A 25,978-nucleotide genomic window follows, 5' to 3' on the forward strand; every position below is an offset into this window, starting at 1 on the left:
ACCAATGCAAATCCTTAGATCCCTCGCATTTCATACTTAATACAAATGTTGAAACGCCTTTATAATAACCGCCAACATTTTAATAGGATTACATGCACTTATATTCGTGCATTTATACGGCTCATTTCACGCAAATCACAGTAGTTCTAAAGCGTAGTAAGCAATTATGTTGAGTGTAAAAAAGTCTGAGACATATCATTATGTCCCAGACTTTGATTTCAATATATTACGCGCTAAATTCATTGATTCAGCATTCTCTATACTTTAAATATCTACTTATTTACATGAAATCTGCAAAATGATCTCGATAACGCATATGAAGTATTGAACCGAGTATAAACAGAAGTATAATAATAAACATGTTATACAACGTTAATTCCCAATGTGTAATAAAGTACCACTCTTTGTGTAACACAGCAGAACGATATGCCTCTGCTAAATAATAAATCGGATTTAATTTCATTACATCTTTTACAATACCTTCTGGCGGTACAATTAAAATAGATGAAGCAAAGAATACCATTCTCATTAAAGCTTGAATTGCCTGTTGCGTATCTTTAACGAGTACACCTAATGTAGAGGTGAACAAAGCAATCGCTGTTGTAAGGATTAGTGCAAATGGTACGTATAAAAACAGTTGTAATGTATAAATTGTTGGATAATAGCCAGCTAACATACATATGAATATAACAACAACGAGTAATGCTAGATGACCGTAGAATCTACTCATTACAATATAGGAAGGGATGATGGATAACGGAAAATTCATTTTCGCTACATGATTATACTTCGTTGCTATTGACTTTGTTCCTTCTAAAATACCTTGGTTAACAAAGAACCACATACTTATACCTACGAGTAACCAATAAATAAATGGCACGCCGTCTATAGGATTATTACTTCTAATCCCCAGACCAAAGACAAACCAATAAACCATAATTTGCATCGCTGGATTAATTAATTCCCAAGCCATACCTAAATAATTATTCGTATTCGTAATTTTCACTTGGAACTGCGCAAGCCTTTGTATAAGATAGAAATTTTTAAAATGCTCTCTAAATACTATCCACACTGCATTCATTTAAATAAACCACACTTTCAATCGATTTGCTTATCATCATTTATTCATGACGCTATTTATTGTATTCAATTCCAATATACGCTTTATGTCGTTACATAACAACTTTCATTCTATTCGCATATGACTCATTTTGAAAAGTGTTATTAAGTTAGCATGTTATATATTAAAATAATGAAAAATAGTTATTATAAATTCAGATAAAAGCGTTTCGTATCTATATTATTTTTTAACTTTATCATTAATAGTTGATTTTATAATGTATATTCAGTAAAATTTAACAACTGTATAAGTAATAATTATGTTAAATTGTACTCACTTACTTTACAATAGGTTAATAAATTTAACAACTAATATAATGTATAATATAATGGTATTAACTGTAAACAAGGAAGGTAAAAATATGAACGTATCGGTTAACATTGAACATGTAACTAAAGAATATCGTATTTATCGTAATAATAAAGAACGTTTAAAGGATGTCATTGTTCCTTTTCATAAAAATAAAACGTTCTATGCATTAAATGATTTGTCATTAACGGCTTATGAAGGTGATGTCATCGGTTTAGTAGGTATAAATGGCTCGGGTAAATCTACTTTGAGTAATATGATTGGTGGCTCTCTGTCTCCTACTGAAGGCGATATCAAACGTGATGGTGATGTAAGTGTCATTGCGATTAATGCAGGATTAAATGGTCAATTAACAGGTATCGAAAACATTGAATTCAAAATGCTTTGTATGGGCTTTACGCGTAAGCAAATTAAAAAGCTCACACCTGAAATCATTGAATTTAGTGAACTAGGAGAATTTATATATCAACCTGTAAAAAAATATTCAAGTGGTATGCGTGCTAAGCTTGGTTTCTCTATCAACATCACAACTAACCCTGACATTCTCGTCATCGACGAAGCATTATCTGTAGGTGACCAAACCTTTGCGCAAAAATGTTTAGATAAGATATTTGAATATAAAGAACAAGGTAAAACGATATTCTTTGTTAGTCATAATATGAAACAAGTACGTGAATTCTGTACTAAAATTGCTTGGATTGAAGCAGGCAAACTTAAACAATTCGGTGAATTAGATGACGTTCTCCCTGAATATGAAAAATTCTTAAACGACTTTAAAAAGCGTTCTAAAGGAGAACAAAAGAAATTCAGAAATGACTTAGATAGTTCAAGATTTGTTGTAAAATAAATGACTTAAATTTAAATAGGAGTCCGAGACATCAATAAACCTATGTCTCGGACTCCTAATTTATATGTACTTAAGTAAAATTCAGCTCAAGTAACACTTTTTGCTTATGACACTAACTTAAAACTACAACCTGTTTTATGAATAACAGATTACAATCACTGTGCTTTCTAATGTTATTTCTTTAATCTCAATTTAAATACTTTATACAAAAATTTGGGAATTGCTTTGATTCTACCGATACGTTTCCAATCAATAAGTAAGCGATATACCCATTCTAAATTCATTTTTCTAAATAATACAGGCGCTCTTTTTTTCGTTCCACTAAACACTTCAATTGAGCCACCTACACCCATGAGTACCGTTTTATTAAAACGGTGTGCATGTCGCTCTATCCATTGCTCTTGTCTCGGATAACCCATACCAACAAAGATATAATCCGGATTAAATGATGTGACTTGTTTTAACACCATTTCATCTGTTAAATCAAAGAAACCATGATGAAAATCAAAGTTTATATCAGGATATTTCTCAGTAAGTTTCTGTTCTGCCTTCATCACAACATCATTTTTAGCACCTAATAAAAAAACTTTTTGGTTATTAGCATTTGCAATTTTTAAACATTCTTCCATTAATTCAATTCCAGGTACTCGCGTCTTCAATGGTGTCTTCAGTATACTTGCCGCTTTGACTATACCAGTTCCATCTGGAATAACATAATCTGCACTATTAATTAATTTACGATATGCTTCGTTTTCTGTAGCATAGTCCACAATTTCAGGATTTGCAGTAACGATAAATAAATTTTCCCCTTCATCTGCCAGAAAAAATCGCTTAATATTGTTGCGCATTTCCAATAATGTCACATTATCAAAATAGACAGATAACACATCTATTTTATCTATATGGTTGTTTTCCATCATGATTTAGAATCTCCTCACTCAAATACATCTTATCAATTTATTATTGTTATAGTAACATATTCAATAAGTACACGTGACTATAAATTAAACGATTTTGTAACCTATACTGATCTAAATTTATTATCATAAGCATAAATTCAACTCTAAACGTTATATGCGCATGCTTTTAATATTCAACTTTAACCACAATCTACGTCAAAAGTCCAAATGCTTTCTATATTAAATTACTTTATAATTAAGTTTATGCTATAACAATCTCAATTATAAAAGAGATTGTAGGAATTCTAAACCGAGGTTACATTATGACAAAAATACAAGCATTTTTTAGTTCTACAATACAACTCAACTTAATTTGGGTTCTGATTATCGCATTAATTTATATCATCATTCATACTTACAGATATAAATCTGTAAATCAGATACTCGATATTTATTTAAATTATATCCCAGTACTAACGCATGAATTTGGCCATATCTTATTCAATAAAATAAGTGGTGGTAAAGCAAAAGATTTAGTTATTGTTGCTAAACCTTCAGAACGTATAGAAACTTCTCAACAAGGATTTGCGATTACTCAATCTAAATCATCGTTAGGTCAAGCTATCACAACATTTGGCGGTTACATCATGCCACCATTAATGTTGCTTTTAGGTTTTTTAGCGCTAGAAAATCAATACCCTAGTTTATTTATTACTGCTTACTTAATCATTTTCATTTATTTTCTAGCATTAACATCAAGAAAATTAGTCCCTATTTTAATTGTCTTATTACTCATCGCTTTATTATATTTTTTATTCCAAAGTGATAATCAACAAATGATGCTTTATATCGTCTCTATTAGCTATCATTTTATTTTAGGTGTGCTACTTGGCGAAGTACTCCAATCATCTTGGACGATTTTTAAGCTAACATTTTCACTTCAAAATGTCTCATGGGATGGCACGACACTCAAAGAACTCACGCATTTGCCAACGGCCTTATTTAGTTTAATATGGATTGCCATTAATCTATTTACAATTTATCATCTACTACAATCCTATTTTTCATTCTGACAGTAAAATGGTTTCTATCATGCAAAAAGCAACCGCTCAATTTTTAGGCGGTTGCTTTTTTATGTTTTTCAACTATGTTATACACGGCTATTAGTAAATTTAAATTTCAGCGTATATATGCGCGGCATTGTCATAACTTAATACTGTAATTTGCTCATCTTTCTTTACAATAATAACTTTATTTGTATCATCTTTACTCAAGATTTCAATACGTTCATCAATCAATATATCTTTACTTGATAAGTAGATTAATAAGTCCGTTCTATCACGTACACGTTTGATTGTCACTGTATCACCAGTATCAAACGCTAATAAATTGGTTGTATATAATTCTTTATATTGATTATCTCTCGGGATAATACCGCCATGTGGACATGTGATTGGATAATCTAATAACTTATCTAAACGCTCCACAAATAAGTGAGATACTTTGTGTTCCAGTACTTCTGCTTCTTGATGTACCTCTTCCCAATTATATTGCAAAATTTTTATTAAAAATAATTCTAATAATCTATGACGTTTAATGATATCTAATGTATATGTTAAACCTTCCTTTGAAAGCTTTACACCTTTATATGGTTTTGTTTCAACATACCCTGACTTCTCCAAACGATTAACCATCTCACTTACAGATGGTGGCTTAATAGTTAAATATTGGGATAGCGTCTTATTCGAAACAAAAGAATGGTCACCATCATGCGTTAAAATTGCTTTTAAATAGTCTTCTTTTTCTTCAGTTAGCATTATCTCACCTCTCAAATCATTCACCTTATTGTATCACGAATCAACTTGACACGCTAAAAGTTCATGGTATATTATAAATTAAATTAGGTTAGCCTAAAAATATTATTAAGGAGGTTTAAAATGTTAAAGGTAGAAAACTTAAATCTTACACTTGGGAATAAACATGTACTTCAAGATATTAATTTATCCATACCTATTCAGGGCGAAATCATAGGTATTATGGGGCCTAATGGTGCCGGAAAATCCTCATTTATTAAATCACTGATTGGTGAATTCAAACCAACAGGTTCTGCTCAGTTAAATGATGATTCCATACAAAATAATTTGAAGCATGTCACTTATATCCCTCAAAAAGCGCACATAGATTTAGATTTTCCTATAAATGTGGAGCATGTAGTCTTATCAGGAGCTTACAAAGATATCGGTTGGTTTAGGTGGGTGACGCCAACTACGAAACAGCGCTTAAATCAATTAATGCAAACTTTGGAATTAGAAGACTTGCGTCACCGTCAAATTTCAGAATTAAGTGGCGGTCAATTACAACGTGTACTTGTAGCACGTGCTTTAATGTCTGAAAGTACCTTGTACTTATTAGATGAACCTTTTGTAGGGATTGATTTCCATAGTGAACAAATCATTATGCATCAATTACGCAAGTTAAAAGAGGAAGGCAAATTATTACTCATTGTCCATCATGATCTATCTAAAACCGAAGAATACTTTGATCGTGTCATTCTATTAAATAGAAATATTCGCTATTTTGGGGATAGCATTACCGCTATGCAACCAGAAAATCTAAACAAAACGTTTTTAAATGCCACAGTACAAAGCGGAACGACTTAATTTTTTAGAAAGGACTTAACTTATTATGGAATTTTTACAGCATTTGCTAGACTATAAATTTTTGAGCAACGCCCTAATCATTTCAATTGTTGTTGGGATTGTATGTGGTACTGTTGGCTGTCTTATTGTTTTAAGGGGACTTTCACTTATGGGTGATGCAATGAGTCATGCCGTATTACCTGGTGTTGCATTATCATTTTTATTTGGTATACCAATGTTTATTGGTGCATTAATTACAGGTATGATTGCAAGTATTTTCATTGGCTTCATTACTAAAAATAGTAAAACCAAACCAGATGCTGCCATTGGGATTAGTTTTACAGCATTTTTAGCCACAGGTGTTATTTTAATCAGTTTGATTAACAGTACCACTGATTTATATCATATATTATTCGGTAATTTACTTGCTGTTACACAATCTACATTTTGGTCAACTATTATTGTAGGTATCATTGTAATGGTGTTAATCATCATTTTTTATAGACCATTAATGGTATCTACATTTGATCCAGTTTTCAGTAGAATGAGCGGATTAAATACAACTGTATTTCATTATTTTGTAATGTTGTTATTATCTCTCGTAACTGTCGCAAGTATTCAAACCGTTGGCATTATCTTAGTAGTAGCACTATTGATTACACCTGCTTCTGCAGCATTTTTAATCGCCAAAAAATTACATACTATGATGATTATTTCAAGTATTATAAGTACGATTAGTGCAATTGTTGGTTTGTATATTAGTTATGTTTATAACATTCCAAGTGGTGCCACAATTGTATTCTGTGCATTTATAATTTATGTTGTGATATTCATTTTAAACAAATTCAATATTTTCAATAAGAAAGGACAACAAATATGAAAAAGTTAATATCGATTGCACTTATCCTACTATTATTTTTAGCAGCATGTAGTAATGGAAAAAGTGATTCAAACTCAAATTCAAATGAAAAACTAAAAGTCGTTACGACTAACTCTATTTTATACGATATGGTGAAAAATGCCGGTGGTGATAATGTCGAAATTCACAGTATTGTCCCTGTTGGTCAAGATCCTCATGAATATGAAGTAAAACCAAAAGACATCAAAGCATTAACAGATGCAGATATTGTTTTCTATAATGGCTTAAATTTAGAAACTGGTAATGGTTGGTTCGACAAAGCGTTATCTCAAGCTAATAAATCAACTAAAGATGACAGTGTGGTTAAAGTATCTGAAAAAGTAAAACCTTTTTATTTAAATGGTGCTGAAGGCGATGAATCTAAACAAGATCCTCATGCATGGCTAAGTTTAGAAAATGGGATTAAATATGTTGAAACGATACGTGATACCTTATTAAAACATGATGAAAAACACAAAGAAGATATCGAATCTCATAGTAAAGACTATATTGCTAAATTAGAATCATTAAATAAAGAGAGTCACGAAAAATTCAATGATATTCCAAAAGATCGCAGAGCAATGATTACAAGTGAAGGTGCTTTTAAATATTTCTCTAAACAATATGACATTAAGCCAGGTTATATTTGGGAAATTAATACTGAAAAACAAGGTACTCCTGAACAAATGAAACAAGCAATTGAATTCGTGAAAGATAATCAACTTAAACACTTACTTGTCGAGACAAGTGTCGATAAGAAGAGTATGCAAAGTTTAAGTGAAGAAACGAAGAAAGATATATACGGTGAAGTATTTACCGATTCAATCGGACAAGAAGGTTCTAAAGGTGATTCATATTACAATATGATGAAATCGAATATAGAAACTGTACACGGCAGCATGGAATAGATGGTGCGGGCTATTAACCTAGTCATAGGTGAATAGTCCCATGTCGTACGACTTCCCTCCTAATTAAACGTACGGCATGGTGGTATTCAAGCCTTAAATCATCTCCCTTACACTCCATCAATGGTGGCTCCTCCCCCCATTGATGGAGTTTTTTTAGTGCCACTTAGTCATTGACTTAGTGGCACTTATGCATGCGCTTTAGCTCAAGTATTCCTCCACTTTGAAAAAAATTAGTTTCGCTTATGCATGAGCTTTAGCTCAATTATTCCTTCTCATTACATGACTTAGTGGCACTTATGCATGCGCTTTAGCTCAAGTATTCATCTTTTACATATCATATTCGACTGACTCTTACGGGAAAATACTAGCCAAAAACTACAGGTTAAGACAGTACCTGCTAAAAGTGTTCAAAAAAAACTGCCAACAAAGTTGGATACTTTGTTGGCAGTTTATAACTATCTTCCAAAATGGAATCTAGTGTTATTTATTACCTTATCAATCCGTTGAACTATCTACAATAATCATCTCATCATAATTAATTGCTTCACGAATTTTTAAAGCTGTTACTTCACTTACTTCTTCATCTTCTACAAGTTGATTTAAAATACGACGTTGCTCTTTTAATGCGCTTAATTTAATTTTCGTGATAGAGTTCTCATTTTTAGGATTAAAGAAATTGGAAGGTGTTAAATTATCGATACGAATAAGATAACTATCACAAATCATACCAACTTCTAATTTATTGTTTTCCGTTGTTTCTTTGCCTAATCGACTCACTACACGATAATGTACTGTACGCATAATGTTGGAAATCTCACGTAAGTTATCTACAACAGATAATGGAGAGGCCGCATTCGTTTTCACTTTCGTACGTATTCTTCTCTTTAAAATCATTGCTCTTACTTCAACTTTGATACGTTGTAATAACGAAGCTTGTTTATATACTTGTGTTCGTTCTGTATAACGCATGTAGTTATCCAACACGTTTGTAGTAATATCGCCATTTTCAACAAGACCATTTAATGTTTGATTTTCTACATCAAATGCTAATTTTTGAAGTCTCTGAAGCTCTTTAGTATTTTCATCTTCATTTTCAACCGTTCTTAAAAATGCTAGCTTATCATGATAATCTTTTATAACATTACCATATTGGAAACTAGACGTAACTGACGATTGCTGATTTAATGAATCGATAACTTTTTCTAAAATATAAACACGTGCCTGCTTAAAGTTCATACCAACGATTTTAGGTTTTTTAGCATTCGGTGTAACGACTGGTAAAATCATCTGTGCCACAATTAAACTGATAATAACCATACCTGAGGCAATAAATAATAGGTCATCTCTAAAAATAAATGAATGATGATCTGCTAACATATATGGCAATGTCAGTGCGATTGCTAAGGAAATCGTACCATGCACCCCACACAACGTCATTATAAACGCATACATGCCTCTTTTTGGCGGGGTTTCTGCAGTTTTCTGATCATCCTCATTATGTGAAATCATTTTTTGGAACGGGCTCACCGGTAAATAAAAATAAGGATATAAAACAAAAACCCATAAAAATCTGAACAGATAAATAGCTAATGCAATAAGACATGTCACAGTAATTAAGAATATTAAGTTATGCGGTTCGTTCTCAATAATTCTCCCTACAACTTCAGGAATTAAAAATCCTAAGATAGAAAACACAAATCCATTTAATGCATATCCTAATATATTCCATGTGTGATTATAGCTCATCTGCAACCTAGTACGTGCTTGAGCAATTCGATCACGTTCAAAACCATGTACTAAACCTGCAACAACTGCTGCAATAATACCAGAAGCATGGAACATTTCGGCAACGATATATGTGATAAATGGTGTTACAAGTTGGATAAATGTAAACATATTAATATTTTCAATGCCACGTCTTGATAACGTCACACGGAAACGAACAAGTGCGACACCAATTAATAACCCAACAATAAATCCACCAATTGAAGAAATTAAAAATTGTTCAACTGCATTCACCATTGAAAATCCACCTGTAATCAATGCTGCTACGGCAATTTTAAAAGATATGATACCTGCTGCATCATTTAATAAAGACTCACCCTCTAAAATTGTCATAGAACCTTTAGGAAGTACTTTGCCATTCGTGATTGCTTGGACTGCAACGGCATCCGTTGGACACAATATTGCAGCGAGTGCGAAAGCAGCTGCCATAGGTAACTCAGGCCAAATCCAATGCACAAATAAACCTACTACAATCACAGTTGTCACTACCAACCCTAATGCCATCATTAACACAGGTTTAATATATCGCCTTAAATGAACACGAGAGACTTTAACACCCTCTACGAAAAGTAACGGAGCAATTAAAGCCACCATAAATAATTCTGAATCAAAATTAAATTGTACTGGAATAGGTGTGACATACAATAGCATACCTAATATAATTTGAATGAAAGCTAAAGGTATTTTTGGAAGAAAAGTGTGTAAGAATGAACTTAATATGACTAGTGCTAAAAATATAAGTATAGTTTCAAATATTTGCAAGGTTTCACCTCTTTTAAACGTCATTATTCTTTCATAATTGTTGAGGTTGAAACAAAAAATAACATCGTCTTTACATGAATATATTGCGTCCCAAACTCTTAATCACAAATTATCAAATTAATTTCATTCCCCAATTTGATAATGAACTTAAAAATAAACACAATTACAAATATATTTTATTTTATCATTTTATGCCCCATCACTTAAACGTATTGCACTTGAAAATAAAATATTTCATACATATTTTTTATTTATTCACTCTTATATCATTCTATTGCTACAAAACTTTTTATTTAAGCAATTAAATTCATTGTGCAGCAATCATATTTTATCATCATGTACTTAACAACAAAAAAAGAAGTAGCATGGAAACCCAGCCGAAACGGGTCTCATCATCCTACTTCCTGCGATTATATTCGTTCATTAATAATCATGCTCTTTTTCATAAGTTTTACGTCTTCGTTCTTCACGTTCATGCGCACGTTGTTTCAGTTGCTCAAACGTATTGTTTTCAGAGGAACTCAGTAAAATATTCGTTTGTCTTGGTGCATCACTTTTTCTATACATATAAGCGCCAGTTCGATAAGCGGCACGTGAAATCAAATGTCCACCAACTGGAGATGTTAAATTAATAAACACCAGTGCTAATATTAGTCTTACACTTAAATAGCCTTGTGAAGAAATAAAGAATATGATAACACCCACTAACGTTAATAATACAGATAGCGTAGAACTTTTAGTCGCTGCATGACTTCGTAAAAAAACATCCTGGAATTTGATTAATCCAATAGAACTTATTAAAGCAATGATACTTCCTAAGAAAATCATAATTGCTGCGATTAGATTAACGATTTCGCTTGTTATTTGCATTGAAGACGTGTCCCCCTTCTATAAATCTAGAAATTGACACCGTACTTACGAATGAAATGATAGCGATAAGTAAGATTGAATCCAAGAACGAAAAAGTTCCAAATACAATACTTAACAAACCAACCATAGACATCAATATAGCACTAGCAGCATCGAATGTGACAACTCTATCCGCAGTGGTCGGTCCTTTAATTAATCTAAATAAAGTTAATAATAAAGCAATACCAAATAAAATCAGTGCGCTTGTTATGAAAAAATCTGTTAGTGTGCCGATCATTCTGCCACCTCCAATATGAGTCCTTCATATTGTCTAATACTTTTCAACAATTTTTGCTTCTCTTTGTCGGAAACGTCAATTGCATGTATAAAGAACTTTTTCTTTTCTTTAGATATTCTAATTACGGTTGATCCTGGCGTGATGATGATCAATATAGTTAAGAATGTGACTTCCCAATCATTATCTAATGTTGTTTCATAAGTCACTAATCCTGGATTTAAATCTTTGGTCTTAAATAAAATATAATTGATTATTGTCATACTTGATGTTATTAATTGGTAAAGATACACGGCTAAAAATTTAATACCAACCCAAACTTTTTTTAAATAAAATTGTTGGCCGAAAAAGCGGTGTAAAATATAGATAACTAATATACCAATGAGATAACCTGCAAAGAAGGTGGATAATTTAAAAGAGTCTTCATCTTGAAATAATACCCATAAAAATGCGATGACAATATTAAGTAAGACTTGTCTCATTATTTATCCCCCTTTATTAAATGAGGATTTACCATTTTTTCATATAATCCATCATCCATATTTAAATGTGTCGCATTATCTGTCACTTTAAATAGTAATGGTGCGGCTAAGCCCATTACGATGATCATAGCAACCAGTACGCCGATTAAATTTTTACGATAAGTAGGTATTTTATTAAATACAATTGCCTCTCCTTTGTTTTCATTACCAAGGTACATCACAAAGAAAATTCTAAATAAACTAAACATAGCAATTAAACTCGTTATAATCATTAATGCTAAACCAATGTAATTTCCATTTTCAATCGCACCTTTAAAAATAAATACTTTACCTGGAAAACCACTAAATGGTGGCACGCCGCCGATTGCTAATATCATGACTACAAAAGCTACACCAAAGAAGGGTTCTTGTTTGGCAAGCCCATATAAACTTTTATATTGTCTAAGACCAGTAATGTATACCAAACTACCAATAATAAAGAAAAGCAATGTTTTCACTACAATATCATTTGCTAAATAAAAGATCGCGCCGTTTACGCCAGCGATTGTATTCGTACCTAATCCTAAAATTATGAAACCAATCGATAGAATAACTTGATAGGCAGCAATTTTCTTAATATCCCTATAAGCAAGTACACCAAATGCACCAATCAACATCGTAATACAAGATAAAAAGACTAATAATGGATGTGTAATACCACTATGTTCATCAAATATTAATGTGAAGAAACGAATTAATGCATATGCACCGACTTTAGTCATTAAAGCAGCAAACAATGCAGCCAGTTCAGTATTTAATACGGCATATGCCTTAGGTAACCACATAAATAGCACAAGTGCTGCTTTGGCACTGAATGCAATCAAGAAGACCATAGAGACAATGACAATTGAACTCTTATCATCCATTTCATTTAATCTTTGTGCAACAAGCGTAAAGTTTAGTGTACCAGTCAGTTTGTATAACAAACCAACACCGAGCAAGAGTAACCATGAACCTAATATATTCAATACTACATAGATAATGGCTGCACGTAACTGCTCAACTGATTGTCCCAAAGTGATAAGTACAAATGACGCTAGTAACATCACTTCGAACATAACATAGATGTTAAATAAATCTGCCGTTAAGAACGAACCGATGACACCCACTGTTAAAAACAAAATAAAACTTGGTAGATAATAACGAATGGCACGTTTTTCAGTTCTACCAAATCCATATGCCATAATCAGTGTGACAACAAAACTTGATGTTGTAACCAATAAGAGACTTAGTGAGTCACCGACAAACTGTATACCAAAAGGTGCTTGCCAACCACCAAAATCTAAAGCAATCGGCTTATGGTACATAACATAAATTAGTAGAAGCAATGAAACAACTGTCGTTACTGCCATTGTACCGATAGAAAATATTCTAGATAATCTACTGTGTGTACGTATAAACACAAGGCCTAAAGCACATACAGCTGGCAGAAGTAATGGTAAAATCAATAAATTACTCATTAGCATCGTCGTCATCACCTCTCAATACATCAATTTCATCTTCTTTTGTCACACGATAGGTTCTGTAAACTAATACAAGAAGGAAAGCCGTCATAGCAAAACCAATAACAATCGCCGTTAAAACAATGGCTTGTAATAAAGGATCGACAAAATTTTGACTTCCTTCACCTATTAAAGGTTCCACTTTATTTTTACTATAATTACCCATACTCATAATAATTAAATTACCTGCGTGTGTATAAATCGAAATGCCTATAACAATACGGATTAAATTGACTGATAATATCATATACGTTCCTATAAATATTAAGAAGCCAATGACCATTAATAATATCAGATTCATGAACGACCACCACTGATAGACAACATAACGGTCACAACAACACCCACAACGGCTAATACGATTCCCGCTTCAAATAGGGTAACTGTCGTTAAGTGCACTTCCCCTAATAACGGTAATTGTACATAAGCATCTGTTTGGTAAAGGAACGGTTTACCAAAGAACATAGGTACAACAGCAGTGAGAAATGATAGTAATGAACCACAAATCATTAGAATTCTAAAATCAAGCGGTAACGCTACTAATACTTGTTTAACATCAAAAGCCAAGAACATTAGTAAAAACGCTGAACTAAACACGAGACCGCCGATAAATCCGCCACCTGGATTATTATGACCTGCCAAAAACAAGTAGAATCCAAATGTTAACAAAATAAACACAACGATCTTCGTTACGGTTTTTAATACAACATCATTCTCTTTCATCTTGACCCCTCCGTTCTTTAAAGTTAAGTAGCGTATAAATACCTAATCCGGCAATAATGAGTACCATACCTTCAAACAATGTATCTATGGCACGGAAATCTCCAAGAATTGCATTCACGATATTTTTACCACCTGTTAATTTATATGCATCATGATAGAATGTTGAAATTGTTGGCATCGAATCACCTTGTTGTGCAATAAATACAAGTGTAACAACAATGACTGCCATCAATAATGAAACAATAATTTTGACTGCTTCACGTTTTTTATTAACTTTCGCACGTGGTACGTTAGGCAGTCTAGAGAAACTAACAATAAATAGAATTGTTGTTATTGTTTCTACTACTAATTGCGTTAACGCTAAATCTGGTGCTTTCATTAAGATAAAGAATATCGTTACACAATAACCAATAATTCCATTAAGGACAACCATAGTTAAACGTTGTCTAATAAAGGTGAGTGCAATACCCAGGACGAATACAACAATTAACGTAATGACCTCTATCGGACCGAAATCACTTACATGAATTTGATGTACTTCTGGGAAACCAGCTTGAATCATACCGTAGATGACAACCATACTAAAAATGAGCAAGGTAATCGTAATATAATGATTCAAACGGTTATTCATTAATGAGCGAATACCATAACCAGAATAATGTTCAAATTGTTTATATGAACCTAAATATAAATCAGTAATCGTTTTTACTTTCACTTGATTTGCATACTTTTTCCAATTAATTCTAAGTGCCATGATAAATCCGACTACTATCACAATTAAGCTTAAGATTAACGGTAAGTTAAAGCCATGCCATTGTGATACATGCGGTGCAACTTGATCTACTTTTTCTCCAATTGTGATACTTCGTAATGCCGGTAAAATGATATTATGTCCAAATAGATTAGGAATAAAGAATATGACCGGTAACAAAATCATCATAATTGCAGAAGGTAGCGTGAATAAAAATGGTTCATGCGGTGATTTTTTTGGTAAGTCTGCTTGTTGATAGTCTCCCCAGAATACTTCTTTGATCATATAAACACCATAAACCAATGTGAATATACTTGCGATCACACCGATTACAGTAATGATAACTGTAAGCGTGAGATTAAATTGAGGTAATTCAACTGTACTTACTAATCCATCAAAGAACATCTCTTTACTTAAAAAGCCATTTAAAAACGGTATACCTGCCATAGATAAAGCAGATAGTAACATCACAATGTGTGTGATTGGAAATACTTTTTTCAAACCAGATAAACGGCGAATATCCCTTGTACCCGTTTCATGGTCGATAATACCTACGCCCATAAATAAGGCACCTTTATATAATGCGTGATTCATCAGATGGAATAGTGCTGCAAATAAAATCATGCCATAAATTTTTGACAACTCACCTGTTGGATGTTGTGCAAAGCCACCTCCAAGGCCTACCATAGAAACAATCATTCCTAATTGACTAATGGTTGAGTAAGCTAATATTGCTTTCATATCAAATTGTCTTGTGGCATTCACTGCACCAAAAATCATCGTAATTAAACCAACAAATGTGACACTATAAATGTAAAAATCACTTAATCCTAATACAGATGTAAATCTAAATAGTAAAAAGATACCTGCTTTTACCATAGTAGCTGAATGTAGATACGCACTCACAGGTGTCGGTGCTGCCATGGCTTTTGGTAACCATATATGGAAAGGAAATTGGGCAGATTTAGTAAATGCGCCAAGTAGTAGCAGGATGATAATTGGTATAAATAATTGACTTTGTGCAATTTTATCACTCTGTTCAATAATAGAAGTGATTGAATTCGTACCAGTTACACTGTAGATCATGATGAAACCTGCCAATAATGCCAGTCCACCAAATACTGTAATCATAAACGATTGTATTGCACCGAACTGACTATCACCCTTACTGTACCAATAAACAATAAGTAAAAATGAGGAAACACTTGTTAATTCCCAGAATACATACATTAAAATTGTATTGTTAGCTGTTACAATGCCTAACATACTGAACATAAATAATAATAAATATACATAAAAACGTGGTAAATTATCATGTTCTTTAGATAAGTATTGTGTTGCATAATAAACAACGGCTAATCCAATAAGAGAAATTAATAAACTAAAAAATAAACTTAAACCATCAAGTCGAAAGTCTATATTGATATCTAATAATGTGAGCCAAGGTATTTTAACTGATACAAAGTTTCCTTGCATCACAGATGGTAGCTGATACAAAAAGTAAACCGAAGCAACTATGGGTGCTAAAAGTGCTATATGTCCAGCATATTTCTGGAATTTTATATTTGTCAGTGTAAATAATAGAATGACCATTATTAATATTAAAGTGCTTAGTAGATATACTAAACTCATCGTATCCCCCCTTTAGTTATTATTTTATAAATTTAAAGCTATTGTTGTTTTACTTGCTTTAGTTGAAATACCAATAAATTTCATCGTTTCATACGTGGTTTGATGACCTAGATACTTTTGAATAATAGAAATTGAAATACCTGATTGATACGCATGATACGCAAATGTTTTCCTAAGCGTAGTTAAACCTATATGTAACATGCCTAGTTCTACTGCTGCAGCATGTATAATTCTATACGCCTGCTGACGTGACAAACCTTTCAATGTTCTATTGGATTGAAATAATAATTGGCTATCCTCTAAATGCTCTTCTTCTATATATTGTGCCAATTCATTTCTTAATTTATCTGGCAATCTAATATGAATATTCGATGCATGTTCTTCAAGCCAATAATATTTAATTTTATTTTCTTCACCTTTTACATCACTCACACAAAGGTTTAATAATTCGGACAGTTTCACACCTGTATGTATCGCAAATTTAAAAAATAAATAATCACGTTTTGATTTACAACTAAGTACTTTATACATTGCCTTTATCTCATTAATATCCCTAATTGGATCTACTTGGTTCATATATTCACCTCTCAACCATAAATGTTTCTTATTTAATGATATATGATATTTATGTCACATGAAAGGGATTAACTTAAATTTCTCAAATTATTTTTGGCCAATTCACTATTTAATTTCGATATATATAGTGAAAGGAGGTTGAAACAGATGAGTACAATTAGTCAACTTGCAGTAACAATGTCACGCACACTGTACGATAAAGATGGAAAAGCCAGTCAGGTCAAACGTCACTTTACTAATTTAAATACTGAAGCGACACCAGAACAACTCAAAAGCTTTAAATCAATTATCGAACAAATCACTGGAGAACGTTTTGACAAGCTAGAAGTCATTAAGACCGAAGCTATTAACTAAATGAGGAGGCACTAAACAATGTCACAAACCCTAGAGCTTATATTCAATGATGCAGTAAATAAAGCAATCAAATTACCATTACCCAAAATTGAACACTTCGTAAACGAATCAGCAGTTAAAGAAGGTATGACTAAAATCATAGATTTAGATATTTTACGACCTAAATCTGGTATTCCAACGTCTATTCATTCAGCACAGATTATAGACAAATCTACTAAACTCATATTTGAAAACTAAACTATTTAACTTAATGGTAGAAACTTTTATAACGGACTTCCTAGTCACACTATTAAATCAAAATATAGAAGATTTAAAAAGTTAGCTAAAGTAGATACCTATGCCCTACAATCAGACTATGTCATTTACTTGAATGAAAGTAAGTTATAAATCTAATTACGTTGGTCGCCTACAATTGCTATAAAGTAACTGGTGCATAGGTCATAAACATCTTAGATTAATAAAACAACGGTAATTTCTATTTAATTCAAATAGAAATTGCCGTTTTCTTCATTATTATGAAAATTGATAATTCACTAAACTATTATTGTTAATTGACCAATAAACCTTGTATTTGAATATACTTATACATAATGTAATGAGTTGGTTACGTTATGCCACGCTTAGAACAGTATTCATAAGCACCTACAGAATTGTCGATATCTAATAATTGATTTTAAATATAAAGGAGAACTGATCCATGAACGGACTAGTTCTCCTTTATTTTTGAAGGTGGCTTAATCTCTATGTGGTCGTAATCTAACAGTATCGCCAAAAAATATCTTTTTCTTACCTAATTTTTTACATATCGCATACTGATCATATACTTCGACGACTTGGGCTAAATTTTTATAAGAATGCCTTGAATTCAACACTTCTAAAAATTGATGTTTTTTTATATTATCATTTCTACCTACACCCAAGAAAAAAGTTTCTTGATCTAAAAGTCGAATTATGGAAAGCCGTTTCACTATCTATAGTCACTCACTTCTTGTATTACTTCTGTTATTTAAAATTGATTAATTTTGCTAATTTTTAAAATTCTAAATTTATCAACATACATATTTTATTACATTTTGTGTATTGTGTACATTATTTTTTGTAATATACAAATATTTCTTGATTGAATTTAAATGTATGCATATTTTTCTCTTTCCTATATAATGTATATATATCTTGAAAGAAAGCGTGATTTAATGATCCTCTTATATATAATCGGGATTGTCGCAGGTATGGTGGTTCCTTTTCAAACTTCAATCAACTCTAGATTAAGTCTTTATACGAAATCTTCATTCTATGCGTCTACAATCTCATTTGCAACCGGAACTATTTTTTTAATTTTAATTAATCTTATTACCAATCCTCATGTATTTACAGCACAGTTTTACAATAATCAATCTTTCAGTTACATATGGTTTGTCGGTGGTATGCTTGGTGTTATTTTCCTTACTGGTAATCTATTGCTATTACCTCGTTTAGGCGCGTCATTAACCGTTGTTATGACTGTATCTGGTCAAATTATTATGGGCGTCATGATTGATACCTTTGGCTGGTTTGGTGCAAATCAAGAACCTTTTACTATCTTTAAAGTACTAGGTATCATTGTTTTAATTTTCGGCATCATACTTATGAACTATGTAAAAAGAACACCCATTGAAACAAATAAGTCATCACCCGTTTACATCTGGTTAGTGATTGGATTTATCTTTGGTTTTTGTCCTCCAATCCAAACAGCTATCAATAGTGCTTTAGGTCAACAAATACACTCATCTGTTATGGCCTCATTGATTTCATTCGCGGTTGGTACCATTGTCCTATTCATACTTACATTGATATTTAATAGAAGTCTTAAACTCAAGACAGTCGATGCAAAACAAGGTAAACTCAAACCAATCTATTTTATCGGTGGTATACTGGGGGTTGTATTCGTAACTACAAATATCATATTAATGCCACATCTTGGTGCTGCACTAACGACGATTATCGTTATGTTAGGTCAAATGCTAATGGGTGTAATCATTGATCATTTTGGTTTATTAGGTACGCGCATTAATAAAATCACTACGCGAAAAATCATTGGCATCATTGCGATAATGATTGGTATTATTTTATTGAGATTATTCTAAAAATGTATCGTAGCGTTATTTACTTTAAACTTTTGGTAAATGACGCTATTTTTTTATAGAAAAGCAATGCTACACCGCAGTATAATAGGTTTATCAAAACATCAAGAGGTGACTTCTTTGCGGAAATTTTTAATTTTTATCACACTACTCGCTTTATTTTGTAGTATCACCCTACTAAGCTGGCTCTATTTAACAAAGTCTCATACTGAGCATCCCCATACAGTGGAAACACTCAAAATTCAACATAAAGAACCACAACACTTCACAGGTATACAATCGCCTTCTCAACTAACAAATATTTTTTTCGATTCAAATAAAGGCATCATCCACAATTGGTTTGTTAAGAATGAAGAACACGTCAATAAGAACCAGCCCCTATTTGAATATTACAATGTTGACATCGAGCACCAAATCACTTCTAAACAAAAATACTTAGCCCACTTGAATAACATTGACCCACTTAAGTATCCTACAATCTCAATTGAAAGAAATCGTACACAACATGAAATTGAAACCCTGCAAACACAACTACGCACAACGATTTACGCATCGATGGATGGTCAAATTGCCATTAATCAACGTGTGCCTTCTCAAAATAATGGTCTTATTCTGCAAATTTTTAATCCCAGTGCTATAATCAAAGCTAAAGTTCCAGAATCAATAGTAAATACATTGGAATTAAAGGATAAAGTACACATATGCATTGATCCAGGTCATAGTTTCACAGGTACTGTAAATTTCATTAGTAAATTACCTTTAAATACTGAAGCTAATACAAAATCATCTCGGTATCATGTTGAAATCAGTTCAACACCGGATATTAAATTCGGTCGGCATTTACGCGTAGAAAAACCTAATTACACTATTGAAATTCCAAAAACTGCAATATATAAAAAGCAATTCGTTTTTTTACAAAGAAATAAAAAATTTATTAAACGGGTTATTAAAACAGAAAAATTGGGTAATAACAAAGATATGAAAGTTATAGAAGGTTTAAATATAGGCGATACAATTGCTAAAAATGCAAATCATGTTCTGTCGAAAAATTAAACGTACACGGTATAAATAGTAAACACCTTTAATTAGAAATTATTTTTTTAGTAATTTTATCAAATCATGGAAAATTGAAAATGAGAAATATTAATTATATTTCCCTCATTGGTATTTAAAGAATTGAATTAATATCTTAAATCATTCATGTACCGCTTAAACAGTTTTTTGTTTACTTTCTATTTTTATTTAGTTATAATAAACTAAATAATAGCAGTTTTAATATATTTTACTCAAATATAATAGGTCTGCAAATTATGATAAACTCTTTGTATTTAACTTTGAATTAAGACAAATATTTATACAAAAACACTTTTAACATGTATATTTGATTGGGCAATAAAATAGGGAGGAATAAGGATGGCTATCACCAAAATCAATGATTGCTTTGAATTATTAGCGATGGTTACTTACGCTGATAAATTAAAAGGAATTATCAAAAAAGAATTTTCAATAAGTTTCGAGGAGTTTGCTGTATTAACTTATATTAGCGAACACGAAAGTGAAGAATATTATTTAAAAGATATTATTAATCATTTGAACTATAAACAACCTCAAGTTGTTAAAGCAGTTAAAAACTTATCTCAAGAAGATTATTTCGATAAAAAACGTAATGAACATGATGAAAGAACAGTATTAATTTTAGTTAACACTAAACAACGTAAAAAAATTAACGAGTTATTATCACGTGTGAATGATCGCATTAAAGAAGCTAACGACGAAAAAGAAGTTTAAGCTTAATATAAAAGAGGCCGAGACATGCAATGCATGTCTCGGCCTCTTTGACTATGATAAGACAGGTATTTGTTATATTAAAATACCCCTATTTATGTATTTTAGCTGTGCCTACATCCTAAGCATCTTTAATTACATAACTGAGACAGAAACCAAGTTTTTAAAATTTGGTTTCTGTCTCATCTCAATTTTATCTAAAATTCAAAACACTTCATTCTGCAACTATGTTGATATATTCATTTCTTTAAAAATCCACTAAATCTAATTATTCTTTTTGAAATTCATTAGCCTCTATAAAATCACTGTAAACATCTAAAAAATGTTCTGGTTCTTCAATATGTGGTGCATGACCTGATTCATTAAATATCTGTATTTGCAGTCTTGCAAATGCATAATGATATTTTTCAATAGTCTCTGTTGTCATTAAAGGATCATATATGCCATTAACAATTAATGTAGGCACATCTGTTTGTTTAATAACAATATCTTTATTAAATACAGGAAAATTCATTAATGCTCGTGTGGCTACAGCACTATCTTCTGCTGATTGTCTACTATAAATCAATTGATTTTGAAACCATTTCTTAGCTTTTTCTTGTTCTTTATACATATAAGGCAATAATAATATCAGTGCTTCAGATTTATCAAAACCTTCAATTTCATCTTGGTGCTCAATCATTAATTTATTTAAAGCATGTACACTATCAATAAGATTACAAGCAATTAAAGTTAATGTTGCGACCATTGATCCATATTTATCAGTGAAATGCTTTGCAATTAATCCTCCCATGTCATGACCAATAAGATGTGCAGATGAAATATTAAATTTTGTCATCAAAGCCTTTAAATCTTCTACATGATCTTCTAAATTAAACGAATTCTTTTTTGTTGATTTACCGTGTCCTCTTACATCATAAACAATTACTTCAAATTTATGTTTTAATTCATCTTTTAGGCTATATAATGAAGCCATGTTGCCATCTAGGCCATGAATCAGTATCACAGGAAAACCTTGACCCTCTCGGATGTATGCAATCTCGTTGTTGTAATTTGTTGCGACTTTTTCCATTTTGGGCCACCTCCCTTTACAAAATTCATATACCCGTAATTGAATCGCCTTATGCTCTCTTTTTAATTTTAAATTATGTCCCCATATTCAATTAACATTAAATACATGCTTATAAATAAAAAACACGTTCCAATGCCACACCATACCTTAGGTGTTTAGCACTGAAACGTGTTCGCTTCATTTAAGTGTTTAAATCATAAATACTATTAATTTCTAGAAGAGATGCGGATTGTATAATAAATAATGACAATTAACAATAATATCCAAATAATGATTGAGCCAATTTGTGCAATACTCGCGTTTCCAATCATCGCATCAATTGTTTTTTGACATAATAGTAATCCAATTCCTGTAAACTCTAATCTTTTAAAATAAATACCTGAAATACTGAATAATATACCTATAAAAAATACGACTTGATGTGCATATATTGTAACTGCTACAATACCTAAATTAATATCAAATGTATGTAATATCACGAGAACAAACGCAGCAATGGCCACTACTAAGCCAATCACCATTTCAAACTTATTACTGTATAAATAATTCTTCCAATCAATTCGCAAGTATATGAAGATTGAAATTGGTAAAATAATTAAAAAGTAAAAAATAGAGGTGCCCGTAGCTGCCTGAAATGATACATATTGCTTATCATATAAGTAAGAAAGTAAAATAAAATTAACAATAAAAAAAATAATAGGATTGAGTTGTAGTGTGAATAAATTGCGTTGAATCGTTAGTATTATTTCTGCTGGTGATTTTCGTCTATATTCAATATAGTCTTCATCTTTGGCTTCAGATTTTTGGAAATCCTTTTTTAATTTCTCTTTAATATCTTCTATTAAGTTTGGAGAAAGACCTTTATGAGTAAAATAGTCATTAATATTTTCTACTAAAACCTTATCGTTAACTCTCATATTTGACTCCTTTTATAAAATTCACTTTACTCTATCAACACTATTGTAGTTGAGATATCAAAGCTGTTTCTTTAATAATCTCATACTACACTTGATTTTAACAATAAAATAACAAGTACAGGATAGATAATTTCATTTTCAATAAAGGTTTCGAAACCCCACTTGATTTACCATACACAAGCCATTGCTTATTCGTATGATTTAATGTCCAATATAAATTAGAGTCTGAGACACTATATAAGTCCCAGACTCTAATTTATATTATACGTTAGCGACTATCTCTAACTCAAGTGACGTTAATACATCGTTTTCTATAGAACTACTCTTTCGTGAAAAAGTAGTTCTTATGCAAATGTCGCAATACTTGTAACCAATAACGCATTGTAGCAATATTTGCGCATGCGTTTCAGCTTATATAAGCTATTTACATTGTTTCACTGATATTTATGATTCAGTCAAATCAATACGGTACAATTTAATGTTTTTATCACTTGGTGATGAAGAACTAAATTGATATGATAAATCATTGTCTTGAACATAACCGAAATTACCAGTTACATTATTATAATGCTCACGTGTAACAGCATTACTACCAACAATGTTTTTAACCGCTTTGTAAGTTGGACCGTTTGTATCATTATAACTCATAGAAACACGCGTAATTTTACCGTTGTTCTTTTTACCGTCAGCTGTTACAACAAGTACACCATTATCTTTTTTAAATTCATAATAATGTTCTTTGCCATCCGGTCTGTGTGAGTATACGGATACATCATTAGATTTCAATAAGTTTTGAACAGGTTCGCCGATTTTCGCACCTTCTAACGTTGTATCTCCTTGTTGCAGTGATTTAACATTTTGGATAGAGTTACCTGACGCGGCATCAACACTACCTGTGCTCATTCCGGAAAGTGCTAACCCCGATACGATTACTGCTGCAAATAATTTTTTCATAAGCACGCTCTCCTTCTGTTTATAAGTTTCTTTGTGCTCACCCATATTGTACTATAAATGTTACTAAAATAACAGTATTGTTACAATGAGATTACAAAAACAGTGCGACTTGTAATAAAAAATTGCTGCATAACAGCACTTACAAACTTTCATTCATATCGAATTGAAGGTTAATATGTTAATTCTTTTTCATTGTCTTTGATAAATTTTAACACCAAATCTACAAATTTATCTTTTTCTTCAACAAATGGATATAATCCAGACGCAGTAAATGTTTCAAATTGTACTTCACCAATATAATCTCCCACTTCTTTCGCTTCAACAATGGTTGTTCTTTCACCATGTTGACCAGCAATAATCAAAATAGGTAAATCAATTTCACTTAAATAACTCATGATATTATTGTCATTAAATGAATCTTTGACTGCTTCTAATTCTGCTTCTGTAGCGATACCATTTGTATTATCTACATGTTTTAAGAATTTCTTAGCTTTACGTTTTGAGTAATATAAATGCTTATCTAAAAATTTCTGTTGTTCTTCTTTATCCCAATTTCTAATTTGATTGGCATACCTGCGATATAAACGTTCTTCTGGAGACATATCGTTTAACAGCGTTGGATTTACTAATGTAATTGAGTCAGCCATTTCTGGATACATTGCTGCAAATGCGCTAGCAACAGATCCTCCTAATTCATGACCAATCAATGATGCTTGTGTGACATATAAATAGTCTAATAGCTCTTTAATATCTTCAGCATATTCCTTGAAATCAATATGTTGTGGTTTGTCAGAGTATCCGTGACCTCTTAAATCAACAAGTATAACTTGGTTATCATCAGTAAAATTTTCTTCGATCATATCAAATACTGTTAAATTATCGAATGCAGTGTGAATCATCACTATTGCATTGCCTTCACCACTCGTTCTGTAATTGAGCGCAGTACCGTCGCTTGTTGTAAATAAATTCATTTATTCTCTTCCTTTCTTTGCAATTGGTAATATAGATAATAATTCTTCTGTCGTGTTAATCGTGAAATCAACTTCTTCTGGCAATGGTTCAACATCCACTTCATCATCTTCTTTAAACCACACACTTACCATTCCCATTGCTCTTGCTGGCGCAACATCATTTAATGGGTCATCACCTACATACATTGTTTCTTCAGGTTGAGTACCTAATTGATCAAGCATGTCTTCAAAAATTTTCGGATGTGGTTTTCGATAACCCACTGTTTCTGAAGTAGATAAGTAGTTTATAGCATCTTCTACACCTAAGGCGTGCATTCGGTATTGTTTAATTTTAGATCTGCCATTGGCGATAACACCTGTTAGATAACCACTTTCTGTTAATTTCTCTAAAGTATACAATGTGTCATAGTATGGAAACACATAGCGATAAAAATGCATTTCAAAATCATTAAACAAGTCTCTCCATGTTAATCGATCGACATGAAAATCTTTAATGATGGCTTTATAAAGTTCTGGTTTATCATGGTCTTCATCATCGTCTAACTCTATAAATTTTCTCTTAAAATCTGCTAATTGAATACGTACTAAATAATCATGAAACCGCTCATATTGTTCTTCTATAAATTTCTCGCGTGATTTTTTTCTATCCAAAAGGGTGCCTTCTAAATCAAATACAATCGCTTTTATTTGTGTTAAATCCATTATCATAACCTCTTTAATTAATATGTCACTCTATTAAAAATGATATTATTCCCTGTATTTACTGCAATCTGATTTATTTATTTTACC

28 protein-coding genes are annotated in these 25,978 nt (G+C 31.7%); 10 read left to right on the forward strand and 18 right to left on the reverse strand.

Features of this window, described 5'->3' with window-relative positions; all coding sequences use genetic code 11:
* Window positions 1–280: 280 nt before the first annotated feature.
* Complete coding sequence (locus tag L987_RS02700; RefSeq protein WP_002484022.1) at window positions 281–1,081, reverse strand: ABC transporter permease; 801 nt, start codon at window positions 1,079–1,081, stop codon at window positions 281–283.
* A gap of 400 nt (window positions 1,082–1,481) precedes the next feature.
* On the opposite strand from L987_RS02700, the gene tagH reads away from it, so the two are divergent.
* The gene (gene tagH / locus L987_RS02705; RefSeq protein ID WP_011303725.1) at window positions 1,482–2,276 is read left to right on the forward strand and encodes a teichoic acids export ABC transporter ATP-binding subunit TagH; all 795 of its coding nucleotides are present in this window, start codon (window positions 1,482–1,484) and stop codon (window positions 2,274–2,276) included.
* A gap of 173 nt (window positions 2,277–2,449) precedes the next feature.
* Here tagH and tarA read toward each other — a convergent pair whose 3' ends face one another.
* The gene (gene tarA, locus L987_RS02710) at window positions 2,450–3,196 is read right to left on the reverse strand and encodes an N-acetylglucosaminyldiphosphoundecaprenol N-acetyl-beta-D-mannosaminyltransferase TarA (protein ID WP_011303726.1); all 747 of its coding nucleotides are present in this window, start codon (window positions 3,194–3,196) and stop codon (window positions 2,450–2,452) included.
* 302 nt (window positions 3,197–3,498) lie between these two features.
* On the opposite strand from tarA, the gene L987_RS02715 reads away from it, so the two are divergent.
* Window positions 3,499–4,248 (forward strand): M50 family metallopeptidase, encoded by a 750-nt coding sequence (locus tag L987_RS02715; protein WP_011303727.1) that lies wholly within the window; start codon window positions 3,499–3,501, stop codon window positions 4,246–4,248.
* A 99-nt stretch (window positions 4,249–4,347) separates the two neighbouring features.
* On the opposite strand, the gene L987_RS02720 is transcribed toward L987_RS02715, so the two are convergent.
* A complete protein-coding gene (locus L987_RS02720) occupies window positions 4,348–4,992 on the reverse strand; it encodes a metal-dependent transcriptional regulator (RefSeq protein WP_011303728.1) in 645 nt (214 codons plus the stop codon).
* A 120-nt stretch (window positions 4,993–5,112) separates the two neighbouring features.
* Between L987_RS02720 and L987_RS02725 the strand changes: the two genes are divergently transcribed.
* The 3 genes from L987_RS02725 to mntC are packed head-to-tail and all read left to right on the forward strand — an operon-like array spanning window position 5,113 to window position 7,620.
* Complete coding sequence (locus tag L987_RS02725; protein WP_011303729.1) at window positions 5,113–5,835, forward strand: metal ABC transporter ATP-binding protein; 723 nt, start codon at window positions 5,113–5,115, stop codon at window positions 5,833–5,835.
* A 22-nt stretch (window positions 5,836–5,857) separates the two neighbouring features.
* Complete coding sequence (locus L987_RS02730; RefSeq protein ID WP_100217406.1) at window positions 5,858–6,694, forward strand: metal ABC transporter permease; 837 nt, start codon at window positions 5,858–5,860, stop codon at window positions 6,692–6,694.
* On the forward strand, window positions 6,691–7,620 hold the full coding sequence (gene mntC / locus L987_RS02735) for a manganese ABC transporter substrate-binding lipoprotein MntC (RefSeq protein ID WP_047502817.1): 930 nt from the start codon (window positions 6,691–6,693) through the stop codon (window positions 7,618–7,620). Before L987_RS02730 ends, mntC begins: the two co-directional genes overlap by 4 nt.
* 495 nt (window positions 7,621–8,115) lie before the next feature.
* On the opposite strand, the gene L987_RS02740 is transcribed toward mntC, so the two are convergent.
* The 9 genes from L987_RS02740 to L987_RS02780 all read right to left on the reverse strand — a co-directional run bounded on the left by L987_RS02740 (window position 8,116) and on the right by L987_RS02780 (window position 17,016).
* Entirely contained in the window at window positions 8,116–10,167 is a 2,052-nt protein-coding gene (locus L987_RS02740; protein WP_011303732.1) for a cation:proton antiporter, read from the reverse strand.
* Between the two features lie 423 nt (window positions 10,168–10,590).
* Window positions 10,591–11,037, reverse strand: coding sequence for a Na+/H+ antiporter subunit G (locus L987_RS02745; protein ID WP_011303733.1), 447 nt, complete (start codon window positions 11,035–11,037; stop codon window positions 10,591–10,593).
* Window positions 11,012–11,314 (reverse strand): Na+/H+ antiporter Mnh2 subunit F, encoded by a 303-nt coding sequence (gene mnhF2, locus L987_RS02750; RefSeq protein ID WP_002484032.1) that lies wholly within the window; start codon window positions 11,312–11,314, stop codon window positions 11,012–11,014. Before mnhF2 ends, L987_RS02745 begins: the two co-directional genes overlap by 26 nt.
* Window positions 11,311–11,793 carry a Na+/H+ antiporter Mnh2 subunit E gene (gene mnhE2, locus L987_RS02755; RefSeq protein ID WP_011303734.1) on the reverse strand — a complete coding sequence of 161 codons (483 nt, stop codon included), beginning with the start codon at window positions 11,791–11,793 and terminating at the stop codon, window positions 11,311–11,313. The genes mnhF2 and mnhE2 overlap by 4 nt, the downstream gene beginning before the upstream one ends.
* On the reverse strand, window positions 11,793–13,292 hold the full coding sequence (mnhD2, locus tag L987_RS02760) for a Na+/H+ antiporter Mnh2 subunit D (RefSeq protein ID WP_077461053.1): 1,500 nt from the start codon (window positions 13,290–13,292) through the stop codon (window positions 11,793–11,795). The genes mnhE2 and mnhD2 overlap by 1 nt, the downstream gene beginning before the upstream one ends.
* The gene (gene mnhC2 / locus L987_RS02765) at window positions 13,285–13,635 is read right to left on the reverse strand and encodes a Na+/H+ antiporter Mnh2 subunit C (RefSeq protein ID WP_011303736.1); all 351 of its coding nucleotides are present in this window, start codon (window positions 13,633–13,635) and stop codon (window positions 13,285–13,287) included. The genes mnhD2 and mnhC2 overlap by 8 nt, the downstream gene beginning before the upstream one ends.
* On the reverse strand, window positions 13,632–14,057 hold the full coding sequence (mnhB2, locus tag L987_RS02770; RefSeq protein WP_047502821.1) for a Na+/H+ antiporter Mnh2 subunit B: 426 nt from the start codon (window positions 14,055–14,057) through the stop codon (window positions 13,632–13,634). The genes mnhC2 and mnhB2 overlap by 4 nt, the downstream gene beginning before the upstream one ends.
* The gene (locus L987_RS02775; RefSeq protein ID WP_047502823.1) at window positions 14,044–16,440 is read right to left on the reverse strand and encodes a DUF4040 family protein; all 2,397 of its coding nucleotides are present in this window, start codon (window positions 16,438–16,440) and stop codon (window positions 14,044–14,046) included. The genes mnhB2 and L987_RS02775 overlap by 14 nt, the downstream gene beginning before the upstream one ends.
* A 24-nt stretch (window positions 16,441–16,464) precedes the next feature.
* Window positions 16,465–17,016 carry a tyrosine-type recombinase/integrase gene (locus L987_RS02780; RefSeq protein ID WP_002484038.1) on the reverse strand — a complete coding sequence of 184 codons (552 nt, stop codon included), beginning with the start codon at window positions 17,014–17,016 and terminating at the stop codon, window positions 16,465–16,467.
* A 147-nt stretch (window positions 17,017–17,163) separates the two neighbouring features.
* On the opposite strand from L987_RS02780, the gene sroA reads away from it, so the two are divergent.
* Window positions 17,164–17,370 (forward strand): sigS mRNA-stabilizing protein SroA, encoded by a 207-nt coding sequence (sroA, locus tag L987_RS02785; RefSeq protein ID WP_002484039.1) that lies wholly within the window; start codon window positions 17,164–17,166, stop codon window positions 17,368–17,370.
* An 18-nt stretch (window positions 17,371–17,388) separates the two neighbouring features.
* Window positions 17,389–17,607, forward strand: coding sequence for a DUF2922 domain-containing protein (locus tag L987_RS02790; RefSeq protein ID WP_011303739.1), 219 nt, complete (start codon window positions 17,389–17,391; stop codon window positions 17,605–17,607).
* A 497-nt stretch (window positions 17,608–18,104) separates the two neighbouring features.
* On the opposite strand, the gene L987_RS02795 is transcribed toward L987_RS02790, so the two are convergent.
* Window positions 18,105–18,338, reverse strand: coding sequence for a hypothetical protein (locus L987_RS02795; RefSeq protein WP_011303740.1), 234 nt, complete (start codon window positions 18,336–18,338; stop codon window positions 18,105–18,107).
* A gap of 225 nt (window positions 18,339–18,563) precedes the next feature.
* Between L987_RS02795 and L987_RS02800 the strand changes: the two genes are divergently transcribed.
* From L987_RS02800 to sarA, 3 genes are all read left to right on the forward strand, one after another.
* Window positions 18,564–19,493, forward strand: a complete 930-nt coding sequence (locus L987_RS02800; RefSeq protein ID WP_011303741.1) for a DMT family transporter — start codon at window positions 18,564–18,566, stop codon at window positions 19,491–19,493.
* Window positions 19,494–19,715: 222 nt separating this feature from the next.
* Window positions 19,716–20,543, forward strand: coding sequence for an efflux RND transporter periplasmic adaptor subunit (locus L987_RS02805; protein WP_231558562.1), 828 nt, complete (start codon window positions 19,716–19,718; stop codon window positions 20,541–20,543).
* 360 nt (window positions 20,544–20,903) lie between these two features.
* Window positions 20,904–21,278 (forward strand): global transcriptional regulator SarA, encoded by a 375-nt coding sequence (gene sarA / locus L987_RS02810; protein WP_002484043.1) that lies wholly within the window; start codon window positions 20,904–20,906, stop codon window positions 21,276–21,278.
* Window positions 21,279–21,543: 265 nt separating this feature from the next.
* On the opposite strand, the gene L987_RS02815 is transcribed toward sarA, so the two are convergent.
* From L987_RS02815 to L987_RS02835, 5 genes are all read right to left on the reverse strand, one after another.
* Window positions 21,544–22,347, reverse strand: coding sequence for an alpha/beta fold hydrolase (locus tag L987_RS02815; RefSeq protein WP_047502826.1), 804 nt, complete (start codon window positions 22,345–22,347; stop codon window positions 21,544–21,546).
* Window positions 22,348–22,553: 206 nt separating this feature from the next.
* The gene (locus L987_RS02820) at window positions 22,554–23,264 is read right to left on the reverse strand and encodes a membrane protein (RefSeq protein WP_011303744.1); all 711 of its coding nucleotides are present in this window, start codon (window positions 23,262–23,264) and stop codon (window positions 22,554–22,556) included.
* A 444-nt stretch (window positions 23,265–23,708) separates the two neighbouring features.
* Window positions 23,709–24,218 carry an SA0570 family protein gene (locus L987_RS02825; protein WP_011303745.1) on the reverse strand — a complete coding sequence of 170 codons (510 nt, stop codon included), beginning with the start codon at window positions 24,216–24,218 and terminating at the stop codon, window positions 23,709–23,711.
* Window positions 24,219–24,388: 170 nt separating this feature from the next.
* Window positions 24,389–25,189 (reverse strand): alpha/beta fold hydrolase, encoded by an 801-nt coding sequence (locus L987_RS02830; RefSeq protein WP_047502828.1) that lies wholly within the window; start codon window positions 25,187–25,189, stop codon window positions 24,389–24,391.
* Entirely contained in the window at window positions 25,190–25,891 is a 702-nt protein-coding gene (locus L987_RS02835; protein WP_011303747.1) for an HAD family hydrolase, read from the reverse strand. It abuts the gene before it with no gap.
* Window positions 25,892–25,978: the final 87 nt, after the last annotated feature.

The organism is Staphylococcus sp. ZWU0021, assembly GCF_000798895.1.
In the GTDB taxonomy this organism is placed as follows: domain Bacteria; phylum Bacillota; class Bacilli; order Staphylococcales; family Staphylococcaceae; genus Staphylococcus; species Staphylococcus saprophyticus.